Genomic DNA, 17,747 nt, shown 5'->3' with positions numbered 1-17,747 from the left:
CTGTTTTGATCTCAATGGGAGCGAGAATGCACATACCTGACGGATACCTGAGCCCGGCGACATGCGGCGTTTTTTACGCGGCGATGGCCCCGGTCTGGTATTTCGCCTCGAAGAGGGCGGAAAAGGCGCTCAAGCTTAGAGAGATGCCCATCTTTGCGCTCGGCGCGGCCTTCGTATTCGTCATAATGATGTTCAACATCCCGCTCCCTGGCGGCTCTTCGGGGCACATGGTGGGCGGGGCGGTAGTGGCCATAGCTCTCGGCCCTTGGGCCGGGATCATTGCCATGAGCCTCGCGCTCGCAATCCAGGCATTCCTCTTCGGCGACGGCGGCCTTCTTACGCTTGCGGCCAACTGCTTTAACATGGCAGTTGTGATGAGCCTTTCAGGGTACGTCATTTACAGGGCGCTCGCCTTCGGGGAGCCTGGCTCCAAGAGGAGATTTTTCGCGGCGGCAATCGCGGCGTATGTCGCGGTCAACCTGGCAGCCCTCGCGGCGGCAGTGGAGCTTGGCATACAGCCTGCCTTGGCCACCGGGCCTGACGGCAGGCCCCTTTACGCGCCGTACCCGCTCTCCATCGCGGTCCCGGCGATGATGCTACCTCACCTCGTCTTTTTCGGCCCCATCGAGGCTATAGGGACGGCACTTGTCGTGAATTATGTGCACGGGATGGAAAGGGGCCTCCTCCATGCGGGAAGGAAGGGGTCGCTTAAGCCCTTATGGATCGCGATGGCCGTTCTGGCCGTGCTTACGCCCGTAGGGCTCATCGCGTCGGGCACGCCCTGGGGCGAATGGGGCAAGGATGAGCTTATAAATCTCATAGGCTATGTGCCCGCCGGGATGGAGAAGTACGGAGAGATATGGAAGGGGTTTGTCCCGGATTATAGCCTTCCGCGGATGAGCGGCTTGCCTGAGCCCTTTGTCTATATGCTCTCGGCCCTCCTTGGGAGCGCGCTCCTGGTTGCGGCCGTATACGCGTGGGGCAGGCTATGGCGGAGGTGATTCTACCGGAGTGGCTCAAGGGCCGGGCAGAGGCGCCCGCCTTCCTAAATGCCGGTAGCGCCGGTTTTCTCAAAAGGAGCCTCGCTAACTTCGCTTCGGCGATGAAAAGGGTCTATACTTCAGGAGACTATTCTTCAAGGAAAGGCGCGCTCCAGGCCATCGAGCCCAGGGCGAAGCTTGCGGGTCTTTTCTTCATCATAATAGCCGCCTCGCTTGCGCACAGCGCGATTTTTCTTTCGGGAGTGCTCGTCCTGGCAGTTGCCCTTTCGTTCATATCACGGGTCGGGCCGGGCCCGCTCGTGAAGAGGACGCTTCCGGCTTTTATATTTACACTCATAATAGTCCTACCCCTTGCTTTCGGCGCGGTTACGCCCGGAAAAGAAGTCCTGGATGTTTTCGGGGCGTCGGTCACTGGCGAGGGGCTACATAACGCCGGGTTCTTTCTCCTGAGGGTCACTGCAATGGTCTCGATTACGATGCTTCTTTCGCTTACGACCAGGGAGACGGATTTTTTCCGGGGGCTCGGCAGGTTCGTTCCGGCGTTTTTCGCTACCGCGCTTTTTTTGACCTTCAGGTATTCGTTCGTGCTCATAAAGATCGCCGAGGACTCGGCCTTCGCCCGGAAGGCGAGGACCATAACCGGAGCCCGCGCAGTTGAATCCCGGATGTGGTTTGCGGGAAGGGCTGCGCTCCTCCTTAAAAAGGCGTACGGCGTTGCCGAAGAGGTGGGCATGGCCATGGTATCAAGGGGCTTTGACGGGAAGCTCAAGACCGCTCCGGCCCGGGCGCTCCGGGGAAGGGACTATTTCTGGCTCGGGTTCGCGAGCTTCGTCCTCTTCCTCTCCTTCGCCGCGTGAGCCGCGTAGCGGAAGAGGTCTTGCGGGCCGAAGGGGTAAGCTTCTCGTACGGGCAGGCCCCGGCCCTTTCCGATGTAAGCCTGAGCGTCGGCAGGGGCGAATGCCTGGCCATACTCGGGGCGAACGGGAGCGGAAAGTCGACGTTACTTAAGCTCCTGGACGGCCTCATCTTCCCGTCCGCCGGATGCGTTTATTTCGAGGGAAAGCCGGTCACGGAAGATGGATTGAAAGGCGAGTTTCTCGTCCGCTTGAGATCCAGCGTGGGCTTCCTCTTCCCCGAGCCGGACGTGCAGCTCTTCTGCCCTACTGTTTTCGATGAGCTCTCGTTCGGCCCGCTCCAGCTCGGGCTAGGGGCAAAGGAGGCGGTGAAAAGGGCGGGGGAGCTCCTCCGTATGCTAGGGATAGAGGCGCTCAGGGACAGGCCGCCCTATGCCTTGAGCGGCGGAGAGAAGAAAAAGGTCGCGATAGCCTCGGTCCTGGCAATAAACCCCGGGGTGCTCCTCCTGGATGAGCCAACGAACGGGCTCGACCCGAGGAGCCAGGTCTGGCTTTACGAGCTCCTTCTCTCCTTGAGAGGCTTCGGGAAAACGGTTATAATCGCAACGCATGACCTGAGCCTCGCGGGCGACCTCTCCGAAAGGGTCCTGGTGCTCGGAGAATCGCACACCGTGGCGGCGGAAGGGCCGACAGGCGAGATATTGAAGGACAAGGACCTGCTCCTTGCTGCGAACATCATACACGAGCACGAGCACAGGCACGGGGAGATAGTACACAGGCACAGCCACGGGCCGTTTTCCACTCACGACGAGCACGATTAGGGGCTTAAGTCCCGAAGTTTATATAGCGTAGCGGCTGAGAAAACACATTTAACCACAAAAGGAGGCTCTGTATATGGAAAGGACACTTGAAAAGGGCGGAATGGGCGCGCTAATCCCCGGCGCGGTACTCGTGGCCCTCGCTTTCGCAATGGTCGTGATAGCGTTCGGGATGGAGTCGGTCGCGCCCGGCGTGCACGACGCACTCCATGACTTCAGGCACGTTCTCGGGATGCCGTGCCACTGACCGGAGGGACAATGATTCCGCTAAAAGAGAGCCTCAAGGCCGGCGCTATAGCCGGGGTCCTCTGGGGATGGCTCTGCTATCTCGCGAATTTCGTAAGCGGCGTCTTCCCCTTCGAGGGGAGCTTCGCACAGGACTTCGTCACCTTCTCCTTCGGGGGAGCCGTCTTCGGGATAGTGACGGGCGGCCTCCTGGTTGTGGTGGGAAGGTTCCTGCCGTTCAGGAAGACTGTCTTCAGGGCGATCTTCATCTCGGCGGCCCTCTGGGTCCTCCTTCGCCTTGCAGGGGACTTCCTCTCCATGATGGAACCCGAGAGATATCATCTCGTAAAGCCGGAGACGGTGCAGGGGTTCCTGCTGGCCCTGGCGCTTGGGGCCATACTGGGCCTTCTCCTTAAGAGAGAGGAGAGGGCGGCGGCAGGGAATGCCCGGGCGTAAGCTCAGGAAAGGGTATACGACAGGGACTTGCGCCGCTGCCGGGGCAAAGGCAGCGGCGCTCTTGCTTCTGGGCGGCCTGAGGCCTGGACACGTCGATGTGACGCTCCCTCGCGGCGGGACCTTGAGGGTCCCGATTAAATCGGTTACCGGCACGAAGGGTTCTGCCAGGGCCGTTATAGTGAAGGACGCGGGGGACGACCCGGATGTGACGGACAAGGCTGAGTTCGTGGCCGAGGTCGAGCTGCTCGGCGAGAACGCGAAGCGCGCGTCCGTCAGGGTAAAGGGCGGCCCTGGCGTAGGAGTCGTTACGAAACCCGGGCTCAAGGTCAGGCCAGGAAGGCCCGCCATAAACCCGGTGCCGCTTTCGATGATAAGGAGGGCGGTCATGGAAGCGGCAGCCCTCTATCATAAGAAAGCGTCCTTCCTTGTGACGATATCAGTGCCGCTCGGAGCCGAGCTTGCCGCCAAGACCATGAACCCCAGGCTCGGCATCACCGGCGGCATCTCCATTTTAGGCACAACCGGCATAGTCGAGCCCATGTCTCTTGCCGCGTACACCCATTCCATCTCCTGCGGGGTGAGCGTGGCCGTGGCAAGCGGCCTTGAAGAGGTGGTCTTCTCGACCGGGCGGTCGAGCGAGAAAGCCGTCGAGAAGAGGCTCAAGGTTCCGGAGGCGGCCTGCGTCCTTACGGGCGACCACATGGGCTATGCGCTCAAGGACGCGGCTTCGAGGCCGGAGATAAAAAAGGTCGTGGTGGCGGGCCAGTTCGGCAAATTCACCAAGCTCGCGTCAGGGCATTTCGAAACGCACTGCGATGACGCCCCTATAGAGCTTGAATTCCTGGCCGGGCTTTGCGAAAGGCTCGGCGCTGGGAAGGAGCTGGCCGGGCGGATAAAGAATGCAAATACCGCAAGGCATGCGTTTTTCATGCTCAAGGAAAACGGTTTTGAGAAGGCGCTGGACGAGGTCTGCTATCTGGTTAAAAAGAATGCCGGAAGGATACTCGGAAAGGGGAAGTCCGTGACAGCGGTCCTCATCGGGTATGACGGAGAAATAGCTTCAGGCAATCTCTGAAAATTGATCTTTTCCCCGGACTCTGGGTAGTTACTGGAATAAAAATGCTCACATATTCGCATTATATCCTCCGCTTTTTATTCCAGGCCTTCCTGGATTGCGGGGAAAATCTCTGATTTTTAGAGGTTGCCTTCAATAAGATGATACACATAATAGGTATAGGAATACAGGGCAGGGAGAGCCTCCTTCCCGAGGCGCTCGGCGCAATAGAAAAGGCGGGCCTCCTGGTCGGCGGGAAAAGGCACCTTTCGGAATTCCTTGAGCTTCCGGCCGCAAAGGTCCAGCTCGGAGGCCTTGAGGAGGCTGCGTCCGCAATAGAGAAATACCTCGCGAGGAAAGAGAGGCGGCCGGTCGCGGTACTCGCAACCGGCGACCCGCTCATATTCGGCATAGGCTCGTTCATCATAAGGAGGTTCGGGAAGAGGCGCGTCCGGGTGCTCCCGAACGTGAGCGCGATACAGGAGGCTTTTTCGCGCATAAAAGAGGACATGAACGGGGTAAAGATCCTGAGCGTCCACGGCAGGGAGGCGGACTATGCGCTGCTCTCGAAAGAGGCGGCCTCCAACGCGAAGCTCGCCCTTTTTACCGACGGGGTAAATACTCCCGCCCGGATATGCAGGGAACTTAAAGAGCGCGGTATCGGCGGGAGGGCCTTTGTCTGCGAGTCACTCGGAGAGGATGAAAGGATAACCGAAGGTACGCTCGAATCGATATCGAAAAGGAGGTCCTTCGCCCCGCTCAATATACTGATACTCATGCGGGATAGGGAATCCATTATCCGGGAAACCGGTTTCGGCATCCCGGACAGGCTCTTCTCCCACTCGGGCGGCATGATAACCAAGGAGGAGTTCAGGGTCGTTTCCCTCTCCAGGCTCGGATTGACGGAAGGCAACGTGGTCTGGGACATAGGCGCCTGCTCCGGTTCAGTCGCGATAGAGGCCGCGAGGCTTACCGGTGGGAAAGTATTCGCCATAGAGCGCGACAGAAAACGCGTCTCAGACATACGGGAGAACAAAAATAGGTTCGGCTGCGGTAACCTCGACGTAATAGAGGGCGAGGCGCCGGGGGCGCTAAAAGGCCTTCCCGCGCCAGACGCGGTCTTCGTCGGCGGCGGCGGCAAAGGCATAAAGATGATACTGTCCTACACTGCAGGCAGGCTTAAGCCCGGAGGCAGGGTAGTTGTGAACGCCGTAACGATTGAGACCGCCTCTGCCGCGTTCGAATTTTTCGGAAAAAAGGGCTGGGAGAAGGAGCTTATCCAGATGTCGATTTCAAAGGCAAGGCCCGCAGGGGACTTGAACATGCTCGCTGCCTACAACCCGGTATTCATAATAAGCGGGAAAAAACCTTGATTAAGCCGGGCGTATTCTACGGAGTAGGTGTCGGGCCGGGCGACCCGGAGCTTATGACCATCAAGGCTGTGAGGGTCATAGGGGCGGCCGGCGTGCTCGCTGTGCCGAAATCCGAGGGAGGGGACGAAAGCCTCGCCCTCTCGATAGTCAGGAAGGCCGTGGACCTCGGCGGCAAAAAGATTCTTGAGCTTCCCTTTCCAATGACAAGGGATCCCGAGGCCCTCAGAGAGTCGCGGAAGAGCGCTGCCCGGCTTATATCAGACAGGCTCAGGGAGGGAGTCGATGCCGCCTTCGTGACATTGGGAGACCCGCTCATATATTCGACCTTCAGCTATCTTATGCCTTTCGTAAAGGAGCTTTCGCCGGGCTCGGAGATAAGGGTGGTGCCTGGCGTCGCCTCCTTTTCGGCCTCCGCCGCCGCGCTCCCTGCCTCCCTTGCGGAAACCGCCGAGAGGGTTATAATTATACCTGCGGCCTACGAGCTCGATAAGGTGAGAGAGGCGCTCGGCTCTGCCGAGACCATAGTATTGATGAAGGTGAACAGGGCCGTTGACGGAGTAATCGACCTCTTGACAGAAGCCGGGCTTCTGGAGAGGTCTTTTTTCGTCTCAAGGGCAGGCTGGCCCGAGGAAAAGCTGGTTACGGACCTGAGGGCCCTCAAGGGCGGCAGGCCCGATTATTTTTCAATGATAATAGTGAGAAAGAATGCCTGAGAATAATAAAGAGCCTTCTACGGTATGGTTCGTGGGCTCCGGCCCCGGCGACCCCGAGCTCATAACCGTTAAGGGGATGAAGCTCCTTAAGGACGCCGACGTAGTCATTTACGCCGGGTCGCTCGTGAGGGAGAAGGTATTGGAGTGGTGCGAAAAGGGGCCTGAGGTGCACAATAGCGCCTCCATGGACCTCGAAGCGATAGTCTCTCTCATGATAGATGCATCCAGAAAGGGCAGGAAGGTAGTGAGGCTCCATACCGGCGATCCTTCTCTCTACGGAGCGCTGAGGGAGCAGGCCGAGGCCCTGGAAAAGGCGGGTATCCCCTACAGCATCGTGCCGGGCGTCTCATCCGCTTTCGCCTCGGCGGCGGCCCTCAAAAGGGAGCTAACGCTTCCGGGTGTGACGCAGACGGTCATATTCACCAGGCTAGAGGGCAGGACCCCGGTCCCGGAAAAGGAACGCCTCAACTCGCTTGCCGCGCACGGCGCGACCATCTGCATATTCCTGAGCGTTTCCATGATGGACGAGGTCGTAAGGGAGCTTCAATGCGGCTATCCGCCGGATACGCCTGTTGCGGTCGTATACAGGGCCTCGTGGGAGGACGAGCTGGTGGTAAAAAGCACTCTCGCGGACATAAGGGAGAAGGTCGAGGAGTCCGGCATCAAAAGGCAGGCCATGATAATAGTCGGAAAGGCCATAGGCGACGACCCGGTCGAGCACTCGAGGCTTTACGACCAGGGCTTCAGCCACGGGTTCAGGAAATGAGCGCTTTCCGGGGCTGGGGGCCGGTACTGCCGTATGCCCTCCTCATAATGGTGCTCTCGCTTCTGCCGTCATCCGAGGCAGAGGAGCACATCATCGGCGTGGACAAGGTCTACCACGCGCTCGCCTATGCAGGCCTGGCTTGGCTCCTCATGAGGGCGCTCTCCGCCTCTATGCCGGGCTGGAAGGCTTCTGCTGTCCTGGCAGCCTTTTTAGCGGCCTCCGTTTTCGGGGCGTTTATAGAGTTCCTCCAGTCCGCCCTGACCGATACCCGCACGGCTGATATCTATGACGCGGTCGCGAACGGCATGGGCGCGGCCTTCGGCTCGATAGCGTACCGCGTTGCAAGGCCTATTAAGAAAGTCTCCCATACGAGCCCTGAGGCCCGAAGGTGATAAAGTTAGCCCCTTGATTCGCGGAAGCTGTATTCGAAGGAGGTGACGCCATGCTCCTTGGCGAGTTGACGATGAAGGAATTCAAAAGGCTTGTGCCCAAAGCGACCCTTGTCGTGCCCTTCGGCACGATCGAGGCCCACGGCACTCACCTCCCTTTGAACACCGATACGCTCATAATACGCGAGGCGGTGCGAAAGGTCTCTTCCGAAAAAAAGAACGTCATAATGGCCCCGCCTCTGCAATACGGCGTATGCACCTCGACAGCAGAGCACCCGGGCACAATCGGGATAAGCCCGCCGACCCTGAGGTCGTTCGTAACGGATATGGTCCGTAGCGCCTATGAGCAGGGGTTCAGGAAGATAATACTCGCCTCGGGCCACGGCGGCGGGCTCCATGTGTCGGCCATGAAGGAGGCTTCAGAGGGGCTCGTAAAGGAGCTTCCAGGTTTACGGCTTGCAGCCTTTTCTATATACGAGGTCCTCGGAAAGGAAGCCGGCGAAATAGCCGAGACAAGGAACGACTCCCACGCCGGCGAGATGGAGACGTCTCTCATGCTCCACCTCGCGCCCGGGCTCGTAAACGGCAGGGCAAAAGAAGAGTACCCTGCATTTCCCAGGCCGCTTATCGTAAAGGACAAGCTCAAATACTGGCCCGGCGCGGTCTGGGGAAACCCGGCAAAGGCGTCCAAGGAAAAGGGCGAAAGGCTCTTCAGGCTCATGACCGCAAGACTCGAAGAGGTGATACGGGCAGTTGAGCGGGCGCGCTGACGTAAGGGCCGGGATAGCGGTATTCGCGGTGACCCGTAGGGGGCTTCAGGTCTCGAAGAGGCTTGAGTCCGCGCTTAAGGGCGTTAAGGTCTTCTCCCCGGAAGAGCTCAAGGACGGCGGGCTTAAGAGAAAGGCCGCTTCCGCCTTCAAGCGCTACGGGGCGCTCGTTTTCATCTCCGCCACGGGCATAGCGGTAAGGGCCATAGCGCCGCTCATGAAAGCGAAGCACCTGGACCCGGCGGTCGTGGTCGTTGACGAGAGGGCGCGCTTCTCGATAAGCCTCCTTTCCGGCCACCTCGGAGGCGCCAACCGGCTCGCAGCGGAAATAGCCGCTGCCTTAAAGGCGGCCCCGGTCATAACGACTGCGACTGAGCTCTGGGGCCTGCCCTCGGCAGAGGATATCGCGGAAGCCTTCTCCCTCTCGGTCGAAAACCCCGGCAGCATTAAGGCCGTAAACTCGTCCATACTGGACGGAAGGACAGTGCATATAGCCGATAGCAGCTCAGCCAGGCTCAAGGCCCTTAAGGCGCGGTTCGGGAAGGGCGGTTTCAAATTCACGAAGAGCGCGCCCCGGCAGCTGAAGGAGGGCGAGGCAGTAATACACGTAACGAGCGGGGTCCAAAAAAACTCCGGTCCGGAAACGGAACGGACACTTGTCTTAAGGCCCAGGGAGGTCGTCGCCGGAATAGGCTGCGGCAAGGGGGTGCCGAAAGAGGAGATTAAAAAGGCGCTCCGGGCCGCTCTCAGGAAAGCCGGTATATCTCCCCTTTCGATACGGGGCCTCGCTACTATAGAGCTTAAGAGGGGCGAAAAGGGGATAACGGCGCTCGCTAAAGAGATGCGGGTAAGTGTGGAGTATTTCGGGAGCAAGCGGCTCGCAAGGGTCAGAATCCCTTCGCCGCGCTCCGTTTTCGTGAAAGAAATCGCAGGCACATGGGGGGTGGCGGAACCGGCCGCCCTCATCTCATCAGGGGTAAGGGAGCTATGCTTAAGGAAGATAAAACGCGGCAGGGTGACCGTGGCGCTGGCAAGGGCGCCGTTTACATCATAGGCATCGGGCCGGGAGGGGCCGGGCACCTTACGGAAAGGGCCCTTGAGATGCTCAATGCCGCCGACTGCGTCGTGGGCTATACGAGATACGTCGGGCTCATAAAGCACCTTACAGAGGGGAAGAAGGTCTTCTCAACGGGCATGACCCATGAGGTCGAGCGCTGCGCCCAGGCCATTGAGTTCGCCAGGGAAGGGAAGAAGGTGGCGGTCGTCTCCTCGGGGGACGCCGGCATCTACGGGATGGCGGGGCTTGTCTTCGAGCTACTTGCCGCCTCGGGAGGCGAGGAGATGGAAGTCGAGGTCGTGCCAGGCGTCCCGGCCTTTGTCGCGGCATCGGCCCTTTTAGGCGCTCCCCTCATGCACGACTTCGCCTCGATATCGCTTTCCGACCTCCTTACGGACTGGAAGGTAATAGAGGAACGGCTCGATGCGGCCGCAAGGGCGGACTTCGTACTTGTTCTCTACAATCCGAAGAGCTCGAAGAGGATCGAGGGCCTGGGCAAGGCCCTTTCCATAATAGGCCGCCACAGGAAGGGCTCGACCCCGGTCGGCATAGTCCGTAACGCGTCGCGCGCCGACGAGGACGCCGTATTGACTACCCTCGATAACGTCAGCGCCCTTTACGACAGGATAGACATGCTTACCATCCTCATAATAGGGAACTCATCCACCTTCCTCGCCCTGGGGAGGATGGTAACGCCGAGGGGCTACAGGCTTCAGGGAGGAGCCGAGGGCTGATGCCGTCTTTTGACCGGGCAATCCTCATCGTTTTCGACGGCCTTGGCGTAGGCGAGCTCCCTGACGCGAGGGCGTACGGCGACGAAGGCTCCCACACGCTCGACAACACCTCCCGCGCGGTCAACGGGCTCAAGGCGCCTAACCTCGCCTCCCTCGGCCTTGGGCATATCGAGGGGGTGAGCGAGATACCCCGAGTGGATAGGCCCCTCGGCTCTTTTGGACGGATGCGCGAGGCCTCGCCAGGGAAGGACACGGCGACCGGCCATTGGGAGATGGCGGGGGTCGTTTTGGATAAGCCATTCCCGGTATTCCCCCAGGGCTTCCCGCCCGAGGTCATGGAATCGTTTACGAACGAGACCGGCTGGGGCTGGCTATGGGGAAAGACCGCCTCCGGGACCGATATTATCGAGCGCTTCGGCGAGGAGCACCTGAAGACCCGGAAGCTCATAATCTACACCTCGGCGGACAGCGTCTTCCAGATAGCCGCGCACGAAAGCGTTCTGCCGGTAGAGGATCTCTATAGGGTATGCGAGAAGACGAGGCTTCTTGCGGACGCCTATAATATCGGGCGCGTCATAGCCCGCCCGTTCACCGGAATGCCAGGGGCGTTCAGGAGGCTTCCGGCAAGGAAAGACTTTTCGGTCCCGCCGCCCTGCCCGACCCTCCTTGAGCACATAACCGAAGCAGGGCTCGATGTGACCGGCATCGGGAAGATCGGCGACATATTCGTCCATAAAGGCATATCAAAAGAAGTACATACTTCGAGCAACGACGACGGCATGGACAGGACAATCGAGGCGATGGAGAGGAAATCGCGAGGGCTCGTCTTTACGAACCTTGTCGACTTCGATACCTTCTACGGCCACAGGAACGACCCTCGCGGGTTCGCGGAGGCCTTGAGCCGCATGGATGCGCGCCTCCCGGAGATAATGGAAAGGCTCGGCCCGCGGGATATCCTCTTCATTACCGGCGACCACGGCTGCGACCCAACGACCCCTTCGACCGACCATTCAAGAGAACATGTGCCTCTCCTGGTCTATGGAAACGCAGTCAAGCCCGGAATGGACCTCGGCACGAGGGAGACTTTCTCAGACCTGGGCGCGACGATCGCCTCCGCGCTCGGGGTAAGAGCCCCCCTGAACGGCAGCTCCTTCCTCGGAAATATCCTCAAGTAGCTGTTTCTGTTATGTTTTTGAACCGGCAGACACAATCATCCCGTTTCTCATGAAATACCCTTGATTTTTTTATCGCAAGGTACTAAGCTATGTGACTCGCTATAGCGTATGCTTGGGCCTAAGGGGGATGGTAGGATGATGGGTCCTGACGATATCAAGCGTCTAAGATATTTATTCGGGTGGTCGCAGGAGAGGCTGGCGCGAGAGCTCGGAGTCAGCTTCTCGACTGTGAACAGGTGGGAAAAGGGCAGGTCGAGGCCGAGCCCGCTGGCCGTAAGCACATTGGCAAATCTGGGGGCAGGCTTCTCAGTAAACAAGAGGTCGTCTCCGAGGTTCGCCTCCGGGCTTCCGCTGGATTTCAGAAAAACCGGCCATGCGGTTTCTTTCAGTTCGATAATCGAGAACATAAGCTCGGGGGGGCTTATGTTCAATACCGCAGAGGAGCTTGGCCCCGGAGACCTGCTGACCCTGGGTTTCAGCCCTGACAGCTGTCCGCAGAGGGTCCTCGATGCGGATGTGGTCTGGGTAAAAGAGAACGGCGGGAGCAGGCAGGTCGGGGTGCGTTTCCACCCCGGGCTTTGATTACGGGCCCCTTTTTCTGTATTCCATTAAAGGCTTTTACATCCAAAGGTAAACGACGATGTTGAAGGAAGGCAGCCTCAGCCTTGACAGGCAGGGGCGCATAATAAGGTTCAGCCACAGCCTCGAGGACATGCTCGGCTACACATCAGATGAGGCAATGGGGAAAGAGTTCTCGATGCTCGTCCCGCCCGGCGCGGAATCCCCTGTGGAGGCATTTCTCGACGGCTCCGAGGAGGAGGCCCGCCCCGCCTCCGGGAAAACCGGCATGCTCCGGAAGGACGGGAGAGTTTCAGAGCTTTACCTTTCTATACACCCGCTACGGGACCGCACGGGCGCGCTCTATTCTGTCCTCCTTACGCTCTCGATGAAAAAAACGGGGCTCCCGGCCTATCTTACCGAGGAGTTCAGGCGCATCTTCAAGTTCTCCAATGACGGTGTCGCCATAACCGACCGGGACGGCTCCATAATAGACGTAAACCCGGCCTTTCTCGATACCTATGGATACCAGAGACACGAGGTCCTGGGACGGAACCCGCGCATCCTTAAGTCCCACCACTCGACCGGGGACCTCTACGAGAGGATGTGGCAGGACATACTCGACCCATCGAAAGGCTTCTGGAGGGGGGAGATAATAAATATAGCGCGGGATGGTTCGGAGGTGCCGGTGCTCCTTTCGATAAACGCGATAAAGGACGAGCACGGGGAGATAAGGAACTTCCTCGGCATTGCCTTCAACATGACGAGGGAGAAAAAGCTCGAGAAGCTCCGGAAGATGTATATCGACCATATCGTCCATGACATAAGGGGCCCGCTTACTTCGATATCCATAAATTCCGAGCTGCTCCTCATGGGCCAGGAGTTTTCGGAAAAGGCCAGGAAGAAATTGGACGTGATCCTTTCCTCCGCCCAGAGGATAGAGTCCATGACCTCTGACATACTCGACTTCAGCAGGGCCGAGAACGGGAAGCTGGCCGTAAGGAGGGAGGCCGTAAGGCTCTCGGACACTGTCAGGGACGCGGCCCTTCCTTTCGAGGGCTCGGGAAAGAGGCTCCTCCTGAACGGCGCGCTTTTTTCGGAGGGGACAATCGACATCGAGGTCCACGCGGACGAGGACAAGTTGAGGAGGATCATATACAACCTCCTGAGCAATGCCTTCAAGCACGCCTCCGAGACCGTTGACATCTCGGCCGGGTTGGATTCGGATGGCCTCAGGTTTACGGTCTGGAACGACGGAAAGGGCATTTCCCACGAGGAGGCTGAAAGGATATTCGACGCCTTCTACCAGACCGCCGAAGGGATTAAGACCGGCGGTGCCGGCCTGGGCCTGAGCATCGTGAAGAGCTTTGTCGAGGCCCACGGCGGAAAGGTCTGGGTCGAGGCCGGAAAAGAAAGGGGCGTTACCTTCGGCTTTACGATCCCTTTTGAACCTGCAAATATGAAGATCTAGTCACTACAGGATTTTTTTGAAAAACCGGTCTGACAGACCGGTTTTTATTGACAAGGGTTATTCCCCGCAGTATATTACGCATCGCATGAAGCGCGATTTTAAAAAAGACGAAAAGCCCGCCGGGGCTTATACCGTGAAGGGGCATATCTGGGTAGAGGGGCCAGAGGGCACCTATCTAGGCATCGGAAGGGTAATACTGCTTGAGATGATACGAGAATACGGCTCCATAACCGGTGCTGCCAGGGCCATAGACATGTCTTACAGGAAGGCGTGGGAACTCGTTGAATCGATGAACAGGCAGGCGGCCAGGCCGCTCGTGACGGCATCTACCGGCGGCAAGGGCGGCGGCGGAGCGGCCCTTACGGCCGAAGGGGAAAAGGCGATTAAGGCGTTCAGGGAGATTGACGATAAGTTCAGGTCGTTCAGGGAGGAGATGATTTCGCTCCTGAGAGAATAGATTTTTTTTGGCATGCGCTATTCCCTTTAGGGAATAGCGAAATTATAAATGAGGGAGGGTGATGCAATGTGGTTAAAAGGTGTTCTGGCGGCCTCATTATGTTTTGTGATAGTTCTCCCAGCGCAGTCCAAGGCCGGTGAAGTTGAGATAAAGCCGCCGCGGTTGAGCGGTTATGTCGAGGGCTGGTTCAGGTCGGATGCGAGCGACCTATCCTCGCAGACGACTGCGGCTAAAAAGGTCGATAGCGAGTTCAGGGTGAGGCGGGCGCGCCTCGGGGCCTCCGGCTCGGTGAACGAGAAGCTCGGCTACAGGCTCACCGCCAGCCTCGACGGGCCCGGCCCCGGCGCTTCTCCCTCGACGGTCAAGCTCTTCGACGCCTATGCGACATACGCGGTCTCCGAATACGCGTCCCTGACCTTCGGCCAGTTCAAGTACGACTTCACGCTCGAAGGGGTCGAGGGCACGACCTCCAGGCTTCCTGTCCTCCGGGCCGAGGTCATAAACGAGATAGCGGGGAAACTCGGGACCGTGGGCGGCAGCCTGAGGGACATCGGCGCGAGGGTGAGCGGGACAATCAAGGATCTTTACGGCCTCAAATACGGCGTTTCCGTAATAAACGGCAGCGGCCTGAATACCGGGGACAATAACGGCGACAAGGACGTCGTCGGCAGGGTCACTATTACGCCTGTAAACGGATTGACCGTCGGCGTTTCAGGCTATCGGGGCCAGGGAGGGGATGAGGGCGCCCTCCTGGAGGTCAACGAGTCGGCATACGGGTTCGAGGCCGATTACGCCGGAAACGGCTTCAGCCTCCGGGCCGAATACGTGGCGGCGGAATGGGAGAACTGGAGCGTTGCCTCAGGTGCGCCTTCGGCAGGGCAGTCCCAGAAGCCGAGGGGATGGTACGCGCAGGGCTCGTTCACGCTCCCCTTTGAGGAAAGGATCGAGCTCCTCGGCAGGTACGAGGATTTCGAGAAGGACGCGGGTACTGCGGACAGCCGTCTCAAGACCACCACAGTAGGGGCGACATATCATATCAGCGGGAAGAACAGGATAACTGCGAACTACCTTTTCAGGGATGCCGGGGCAAACCCCATAGTCACCGCGCAGGAGACGAACGCGACCGGGCGTAATATCGGGGACCTCTTCCTCTTGCAGGCGATACTGGTCTTTTAGCAGCTGCTGAAAAGTACATGTGGGTCGTTCTCTTCGTCGCTCGCATCTGGAGCTTTTTGAGAGCCTGAATAAAAGCGGAGTTTTTCAGCAAGCTTTTAGTGCTTTACACGCTCTGTCGCAATCTAATAATATGAATGGAGGATATTCTTATGAGAAGCATGTTCAAGGCATTCCTCGCGGCCCTGTTACCGGCCATATTCTTTTTATCACTGTCCGAGCCCATTGCGTTCGCGGGAGACCGGCAGCTTACGGTCGCCGGGGCCGCCACCCTTTCGTTCGCGTTCAAGGACATTGCGGCGGAGTTCGAGAAGGAGACCGGGTATAAGGTGGTGCTTTCAATGGGCTCGACAGGGATGCTCGCCAAGCAGATAGAGCACGGCGCGCCCTTCGACGTCTTTTTCGCCGCGGACATTGCCCACATGGAGGGCCTTGCGGAGAAGGGGAAGGTGATTCCGGAGACGATGGAGCCTTATGCCAGGGGAAGGATAGTGCTGGCAGTCCGGAAGGGCTCGGGGATAACCGCGAACGGACTTGAAGACCTCGTCGCCGGCGGCTACAGGATAGCTATCGCCAACCCGGACCACGCGCCTTACGGAAAGGCGGCGATGGAGGCGATGAAATCCGCAGGGATCTGGGACAAAGTGAAACCCAGGCTCGTTTACGGCGAAAACATCAGGCAGGCCCTCCAGTTCGTCCAGTCAGGGAACGCCCCGGTCGGGTTCGTCTCCCTCTCCATAGCAGGCGTGCCGGAGATAGATTACATTCTCGTGCAGGAGGAATTGCACGACCCAATAGAGCAGGCCGCCGCCGTGGTAAGCACGTCGAAAGAGGCTAAAGCGGCAAGGGATTTCATAAAGTTCGTGAAAGGGCCCAAGGGCGCCTTGATAATGAAAAAATACGGCTTCATGCTGCCGGAAGGCCCTAAATAAATGGACCTCTTCCCGCTTTACATAACCGTAAAGGTCTCGCTCACCGCGACCGTCATAACCGTCGCCGTCGGAGTCGTCCTGGCCTGGATCATGGCAAAGCGGGACTTTTGGGGGAAAAGTCTAGTCGACGTCGTCATAATGCAGCCGCTCGTCATACCGCCGACGGTCCTCGGATATTATCTGCTTACCGCGTTCGGAAGGTCGGGCCGGCTCGGAAACTTCCTCTCTGATACGCTCGGCATCGAGCTCGTCTTCACCTGGAAGGGGGCCGTGATAGCCGCCTTCATCTCGTCGCTTCCGCTTTTCGTCAAGCCCGCGAGGGCCGCGCTCGAAGGCGTGGGCTCGGAGCTCGAGGACGCGGCAAGGCTCCTCGGGAAGACCGAGCTGCAGGTCATAACGACCATAACGCTGCCGCTCGCGTGGCGGGGGCTCTTTGCCGGGGCGGTCATGGCCTTTGCGCGCGCAACCGGCGAGTTCGGCGCAACGCTCATGATAGCAGGCAACATCCCTGGCCTTACCCAGACGCTACCCATAGCCATTTACGACGCCGTGCAGGCAGGGGATTACGCGACCGCCAACCTGCTCGTCGGCATAATAACGCTTTTTTCCTTCACTGTCCTCTTCATTGCCGGGAGGTTCAGCCGGGTGAGGTTCTGAGATGCTTGAGATATCCTTGAGAAAGAGGCTCCCCGGCTTCAGAGTGGAGGTGGACCTAAAGCTTGACGAGGAGCTCCTTGTGCTCTTCGGCCCGTCCGGCGCCGGGAAAAGCCTGGTACTTAAGATGATATCCGGCATCGTGGCGCCTGACGAGGGCCGGGTGGCGGTTGAGGGCGAGACACTCTTCGATTCGGGTGCCGGCGTAAACCTGCCCATGAGGACGAGGAAGATAGGGCACCTCTTCCAGGACTACGCCCTTTTCCCGCACATGACCGTTTCGGAGAACATAGCCTACGGCATAGGGGGCGGAAACAAGGACGAGGTCCGGCAGAAGGTAGGGGAGCTCCTTTCCGTAATGAGGCTTTCGGGGCTTGAAAAGAGGTTTCCGCACGAGCTCTCGGGCGGGCAGAAGCAGAGGACGGCCCTCGCGAGGACACTCGCCGCAGGGCCCAGGGTGCTCCTCCTTGACGAGCCCTTCTCTGCCCTCGACTATCAGGTCAGGGAAAAGCTCAGGGCAGACCTCCTCAATATCCACCGCATGTATCCGATTACCACCGTCCTCGTCACTCACGACCTCGAGGAGGCATTCATGCTGGGTAAGAGGATAGCCGTAATAAATAACGGCTCCATCGAGCAGGCCGGCACACAAGAGGACGTCTTTTACAGGCCCCTTACAAGGAACGTCGCCCGGTTCATGGGTGTGCGGAACATCTTTTCAGGCAAAATAGCCGCCCTGGACGGGATCCATGTGATTATCGACAACCCGGACATAGGCATGGTTAAGGCCCCTTTGCCGCCCGGTCCGGCCTTGAGCCCCGGGATGGACGTCTCTTTCTGCATACGCCCTGAAGAGATACTCGTAATAAGGCCAGACAGGGTGCTCGGGAAGGTCCAGGACAACATACTCGAGTGCAGGATAACCGGCACTGTCGGCAGAGGCTCGACCCACATACTCTACCTTGAGGCAGGTGAGGGCAGTACCCCGCTTAAGGCGGAGCTGCCCAATTTTGTGCTTAGAAAACTTGGACTTGCGGCGGGCCAATGCATCAAGGTATCATTAAAGAAGGAAAATATTTGGGTAATCCGATAATAAGGTTTTCATGAGTTAAAAGGGGTC

At 58.7% G+C, this 17,747-nt stretch carries 21 protein-coding genes; all 21 read left to right on the top strand.

What is annotated here, in order from left to right; translation table 11 throughout:
* Positions 1–26: 26 nt before the first annotated feature.
* Positions 27–1,001, top strand: coding sequence for a cobalt transporter CbiM (gene cbiM, locus K8I01_04125; GenBank protein ID MBZ0219604.1), 975 nt, complete (start codon positions 27–29; stop codon positions 999–1,001).
* Positions 989–1,858, top strand: a complete 870-nt coding sequence (gene cbiQ, locus K8I01_04120) for a cobalt ECF transporter T component CbiQ (protein MBZ0219603.1) — start codon at positions 989–991, stop codon at positions 1,856–1,858. Before cbiM ends, cbiQ begins: the two co-directional genes overlap by 13 nt.
* 20 nt (positions 1,859–1,878) lie before the next feature.
* Entirely contained in the window at positions 1,879–2,676 is a 798-nt protein-coding gene (locus K8I01_04115; protein MBZ0219602.1) for an energy-coupling factor ABC transporter ATP-binding protein, read from the top strand.
* A 73-nt stretch (positions 2,677–2,749) separates the two neighbouring features.
* Positions 2,750–2,920, top strand: coding sequence for a CbtB-domain containing protein (locus K8I01_04110; protein ID MBZ0219601.1), 171 nt, complete (start codon positions 2,750–2,752; stop codon positions 2,918–2,920).
* 11 nt (positions 2,921–2,931) lie between these two features.
* On the top strand, positions 2,932–3,354 hold the full coding sequence (locus tag K8I01_04105; protein MBZ0219600.1) for a hypothetical protein: 423 nt from the start codon (positions 2,932–2,934) through the stop codon (positions 3,352–3,354).
* Positions 3,341–4,429 carry a cobalt-precorrin-5B (C(1))-methyltransferase CbiD gene (cbiD, locus tag K8I01_04100; protein ID MBZ0219599.1) on the top strand — a complete coding sequence of 363 codons (1,089 nt, stop codon included), beginning with the start codon at positions 3,341–3,343 and terminating at the stop codon, positions 4,427–4,429. The genes K8I01_04105 and cbiD overlap by 14 nt, the downstream gene beginning before the upstream one ends.
* 140 nt (positions 4,430–4,569) lie before the next feature.
* Positions 4,570–5,781 carry a precorrin-6y C5,15-methyltransferase (decarboxylating) subunit CbiE gene (gene cbiE / locus K8I01_04095; protein ID MBZ0219598.1) on the top strand — a complete coding sequence of 404 codons (1,212 nt, stop codon included), beginning with the start codon at positions 4,570–4,572 and terminating at the stop codon, positions 5,779–5,781.
* Entirely contained in the window at positions 5,778–6,494 is a 717-nt protein-coding gene (gene cobI / locus K8I01_04090) for a precorrin-2 C(20)-methyltransferase (GenBank protein ID MBZ0219597.1), read from the top strand. Before cbiE ends, cobI begins: the two co-directional genes overlap by 4 nt.
* Positions 6,487–7,260, top strand: a complete 774-nt coding sequence (gene cobM, locus K8I01_04085) for a precorrin-4 C(11)-methyltransferase (GenBank protein ID MBZ0219596.1) — start codon at positions 6,487–6,489, stop codon at positions 7,258–7,260. Before cobI ends, cobM begins: the two co-directional genes overlap by 8 nt.
* Entirely contained in the window at positions 7,257–7,652 is a 396-nt protein-coding gene (locus K8I01_04080) for a VanZ family protein (GenBank protein MBZ0219595.1), read from the top strand. The genes cobM and K8I01_04080 overlap by 4 nt, the downstream gene beginning before the upstream one ends.
* A gap of 50 nt (positions 7,653–7,702) precedes the next feature.
* Positions 7,703–8,419 carry a creatininase family protein gene (locus K8I01_04075; protein MBZ0219594.1) on the top strand — a complete coding sequence of 239 codons (717 nt, stop codon included), beginning with the start codon at positions 7,703–7,705 and terminating at the stop codon, positions 8,417–8,419.
* Positions 8,403–9,470 (top strand): cobalamin biosynthesis protein, encoded by a 1,068-nt coding sequence (locus K8I01_04070; GenBank protein MBZ0219593.1) that lies wholly within the window; start codon positions 8,403–8,405, stop codon positions 9,468–9,470. The genes K8I01_04075 and K8I01_04070 overlap by 17 nt, the downstream gene beginning before the upstream one ends.
* Positions 9,404–10,207, top strand: a complete 804-nt coding sequence (gene cobJ, locus K8I01_04065; protein ID MBZ0219592.1) for a precorrin-3B C(17)-methyltransferase — start codon at positions 9,404–9,406, stop codon at positions 10,205–10,207. Before K8I01_04070 ends, cobJ begins: the two co-directional genes overlap by 67 nt.
* Positions 10,207–11,382: a phosphopentomutase gene (locus K8I01_04060; protein ID MBZ0219591.1), complete on the top strand. Its 1,176-nt coding sequence runs from the start codon at positions 10,207–10,209 to the stop codon at positions 11,380–11,382. The genes cobJ and K8I01_04060 overlap by 1 nt, the downstream gene beginning before the upstream one ends.
* Before the next feature lie 135 nt (positions 11,383–11,517).
* Complete coding sequence (locus tag K8I01_04055; protein MBZ0219590.1) at positions 11,518–11,964, top strand: PilZ domain-containing protein; 447 nt, start codon at positions 11,518–11,520, stop codon at positions 11,962–11,964.
* 58 nt (positions 11,965–12,022) lie between these two features.
* A complete protein-coding gene (locus K8I01_04050) occupies positions 12,023–13,411 on the top strand; it encodes a PAS domain-containing sensor histidine kinase (GenBank protein MBZ0219589.1) in 1,389 nt (462 codons plus the stop codon).
* Positions 13,412–13,496: 85 nt separating this feature from the next.
* Positions 13,497–13,868 (top strand): LysR family transcriptional regulator, encoded by a 372-nt coding sequence (locus K8I01_04045; protein ID MBZ0219588.1) that lies wholly within the window; start codon positions 13,497–13,499, stop codon positions 13,866–13,868.
* Between the two features lie 105 nt (positions 13,869–13,973).
* Positions 13,974–15,044 (top strand): OprO/OprP family phosphate-selective porin, encoded by a 1,071-nt coding sequence (locus tag K8I01_04040; protein ID MBZ0219587.1) that lies wholly within the window; start codon positions 13,974–13,976, stop codon positions 15,042–15,044.
* Positions 15,045–15,193: 149 nt separating this feature from the next.
* On the top strand, positions 15,194–15,973 hold the full coding sequence (modA, locus tag K8I01_04035) for a molybdate ABC transporter substrate-binding protein (GenBank protein MBZ0219586.1): 780 nt from the start codon (positions 15,194–15,196) through the stop codon (positions 15,971–15,973).
* Entirely contained in the window at positions 15,974–16,630 is a 657-nt protein-coding gene (modB, locus tag K8I01_04030) for a molybdate ABC transporter permease subunit (GenBank protein MBZ0219585.1), read from the top strand.
* Between the two features lies 1 nt (position 16,631).
* Positions 16,632–17,720: an ABC transporter ATP-binding protein gene (locus K8I01_04025; GenBank protein MBZ0219584.1), complete on the top strand. Its 1,089-nt coding sequence runs from the start codon at positions 16,632–16,634 to the stop codon at positions 17,718–17,720.
* The last annotated feature ends 27 nt before the right edge of the window (positions 17,721–17,747 follow it).

This window comes from Deltaproteobacteria bacterium (genome assembly GCA_019912665.1).
Taxonomy (GTDB): Bacteria; Desulfobacterota; GWC2-55-46; order GWC2-55-46; family GWC2-55-46; genus UBA5799.
Note: the sequence above shows the minus strand (reverse complement) of the source record. Positions and strands in the feature narration are given on the sequence as shown.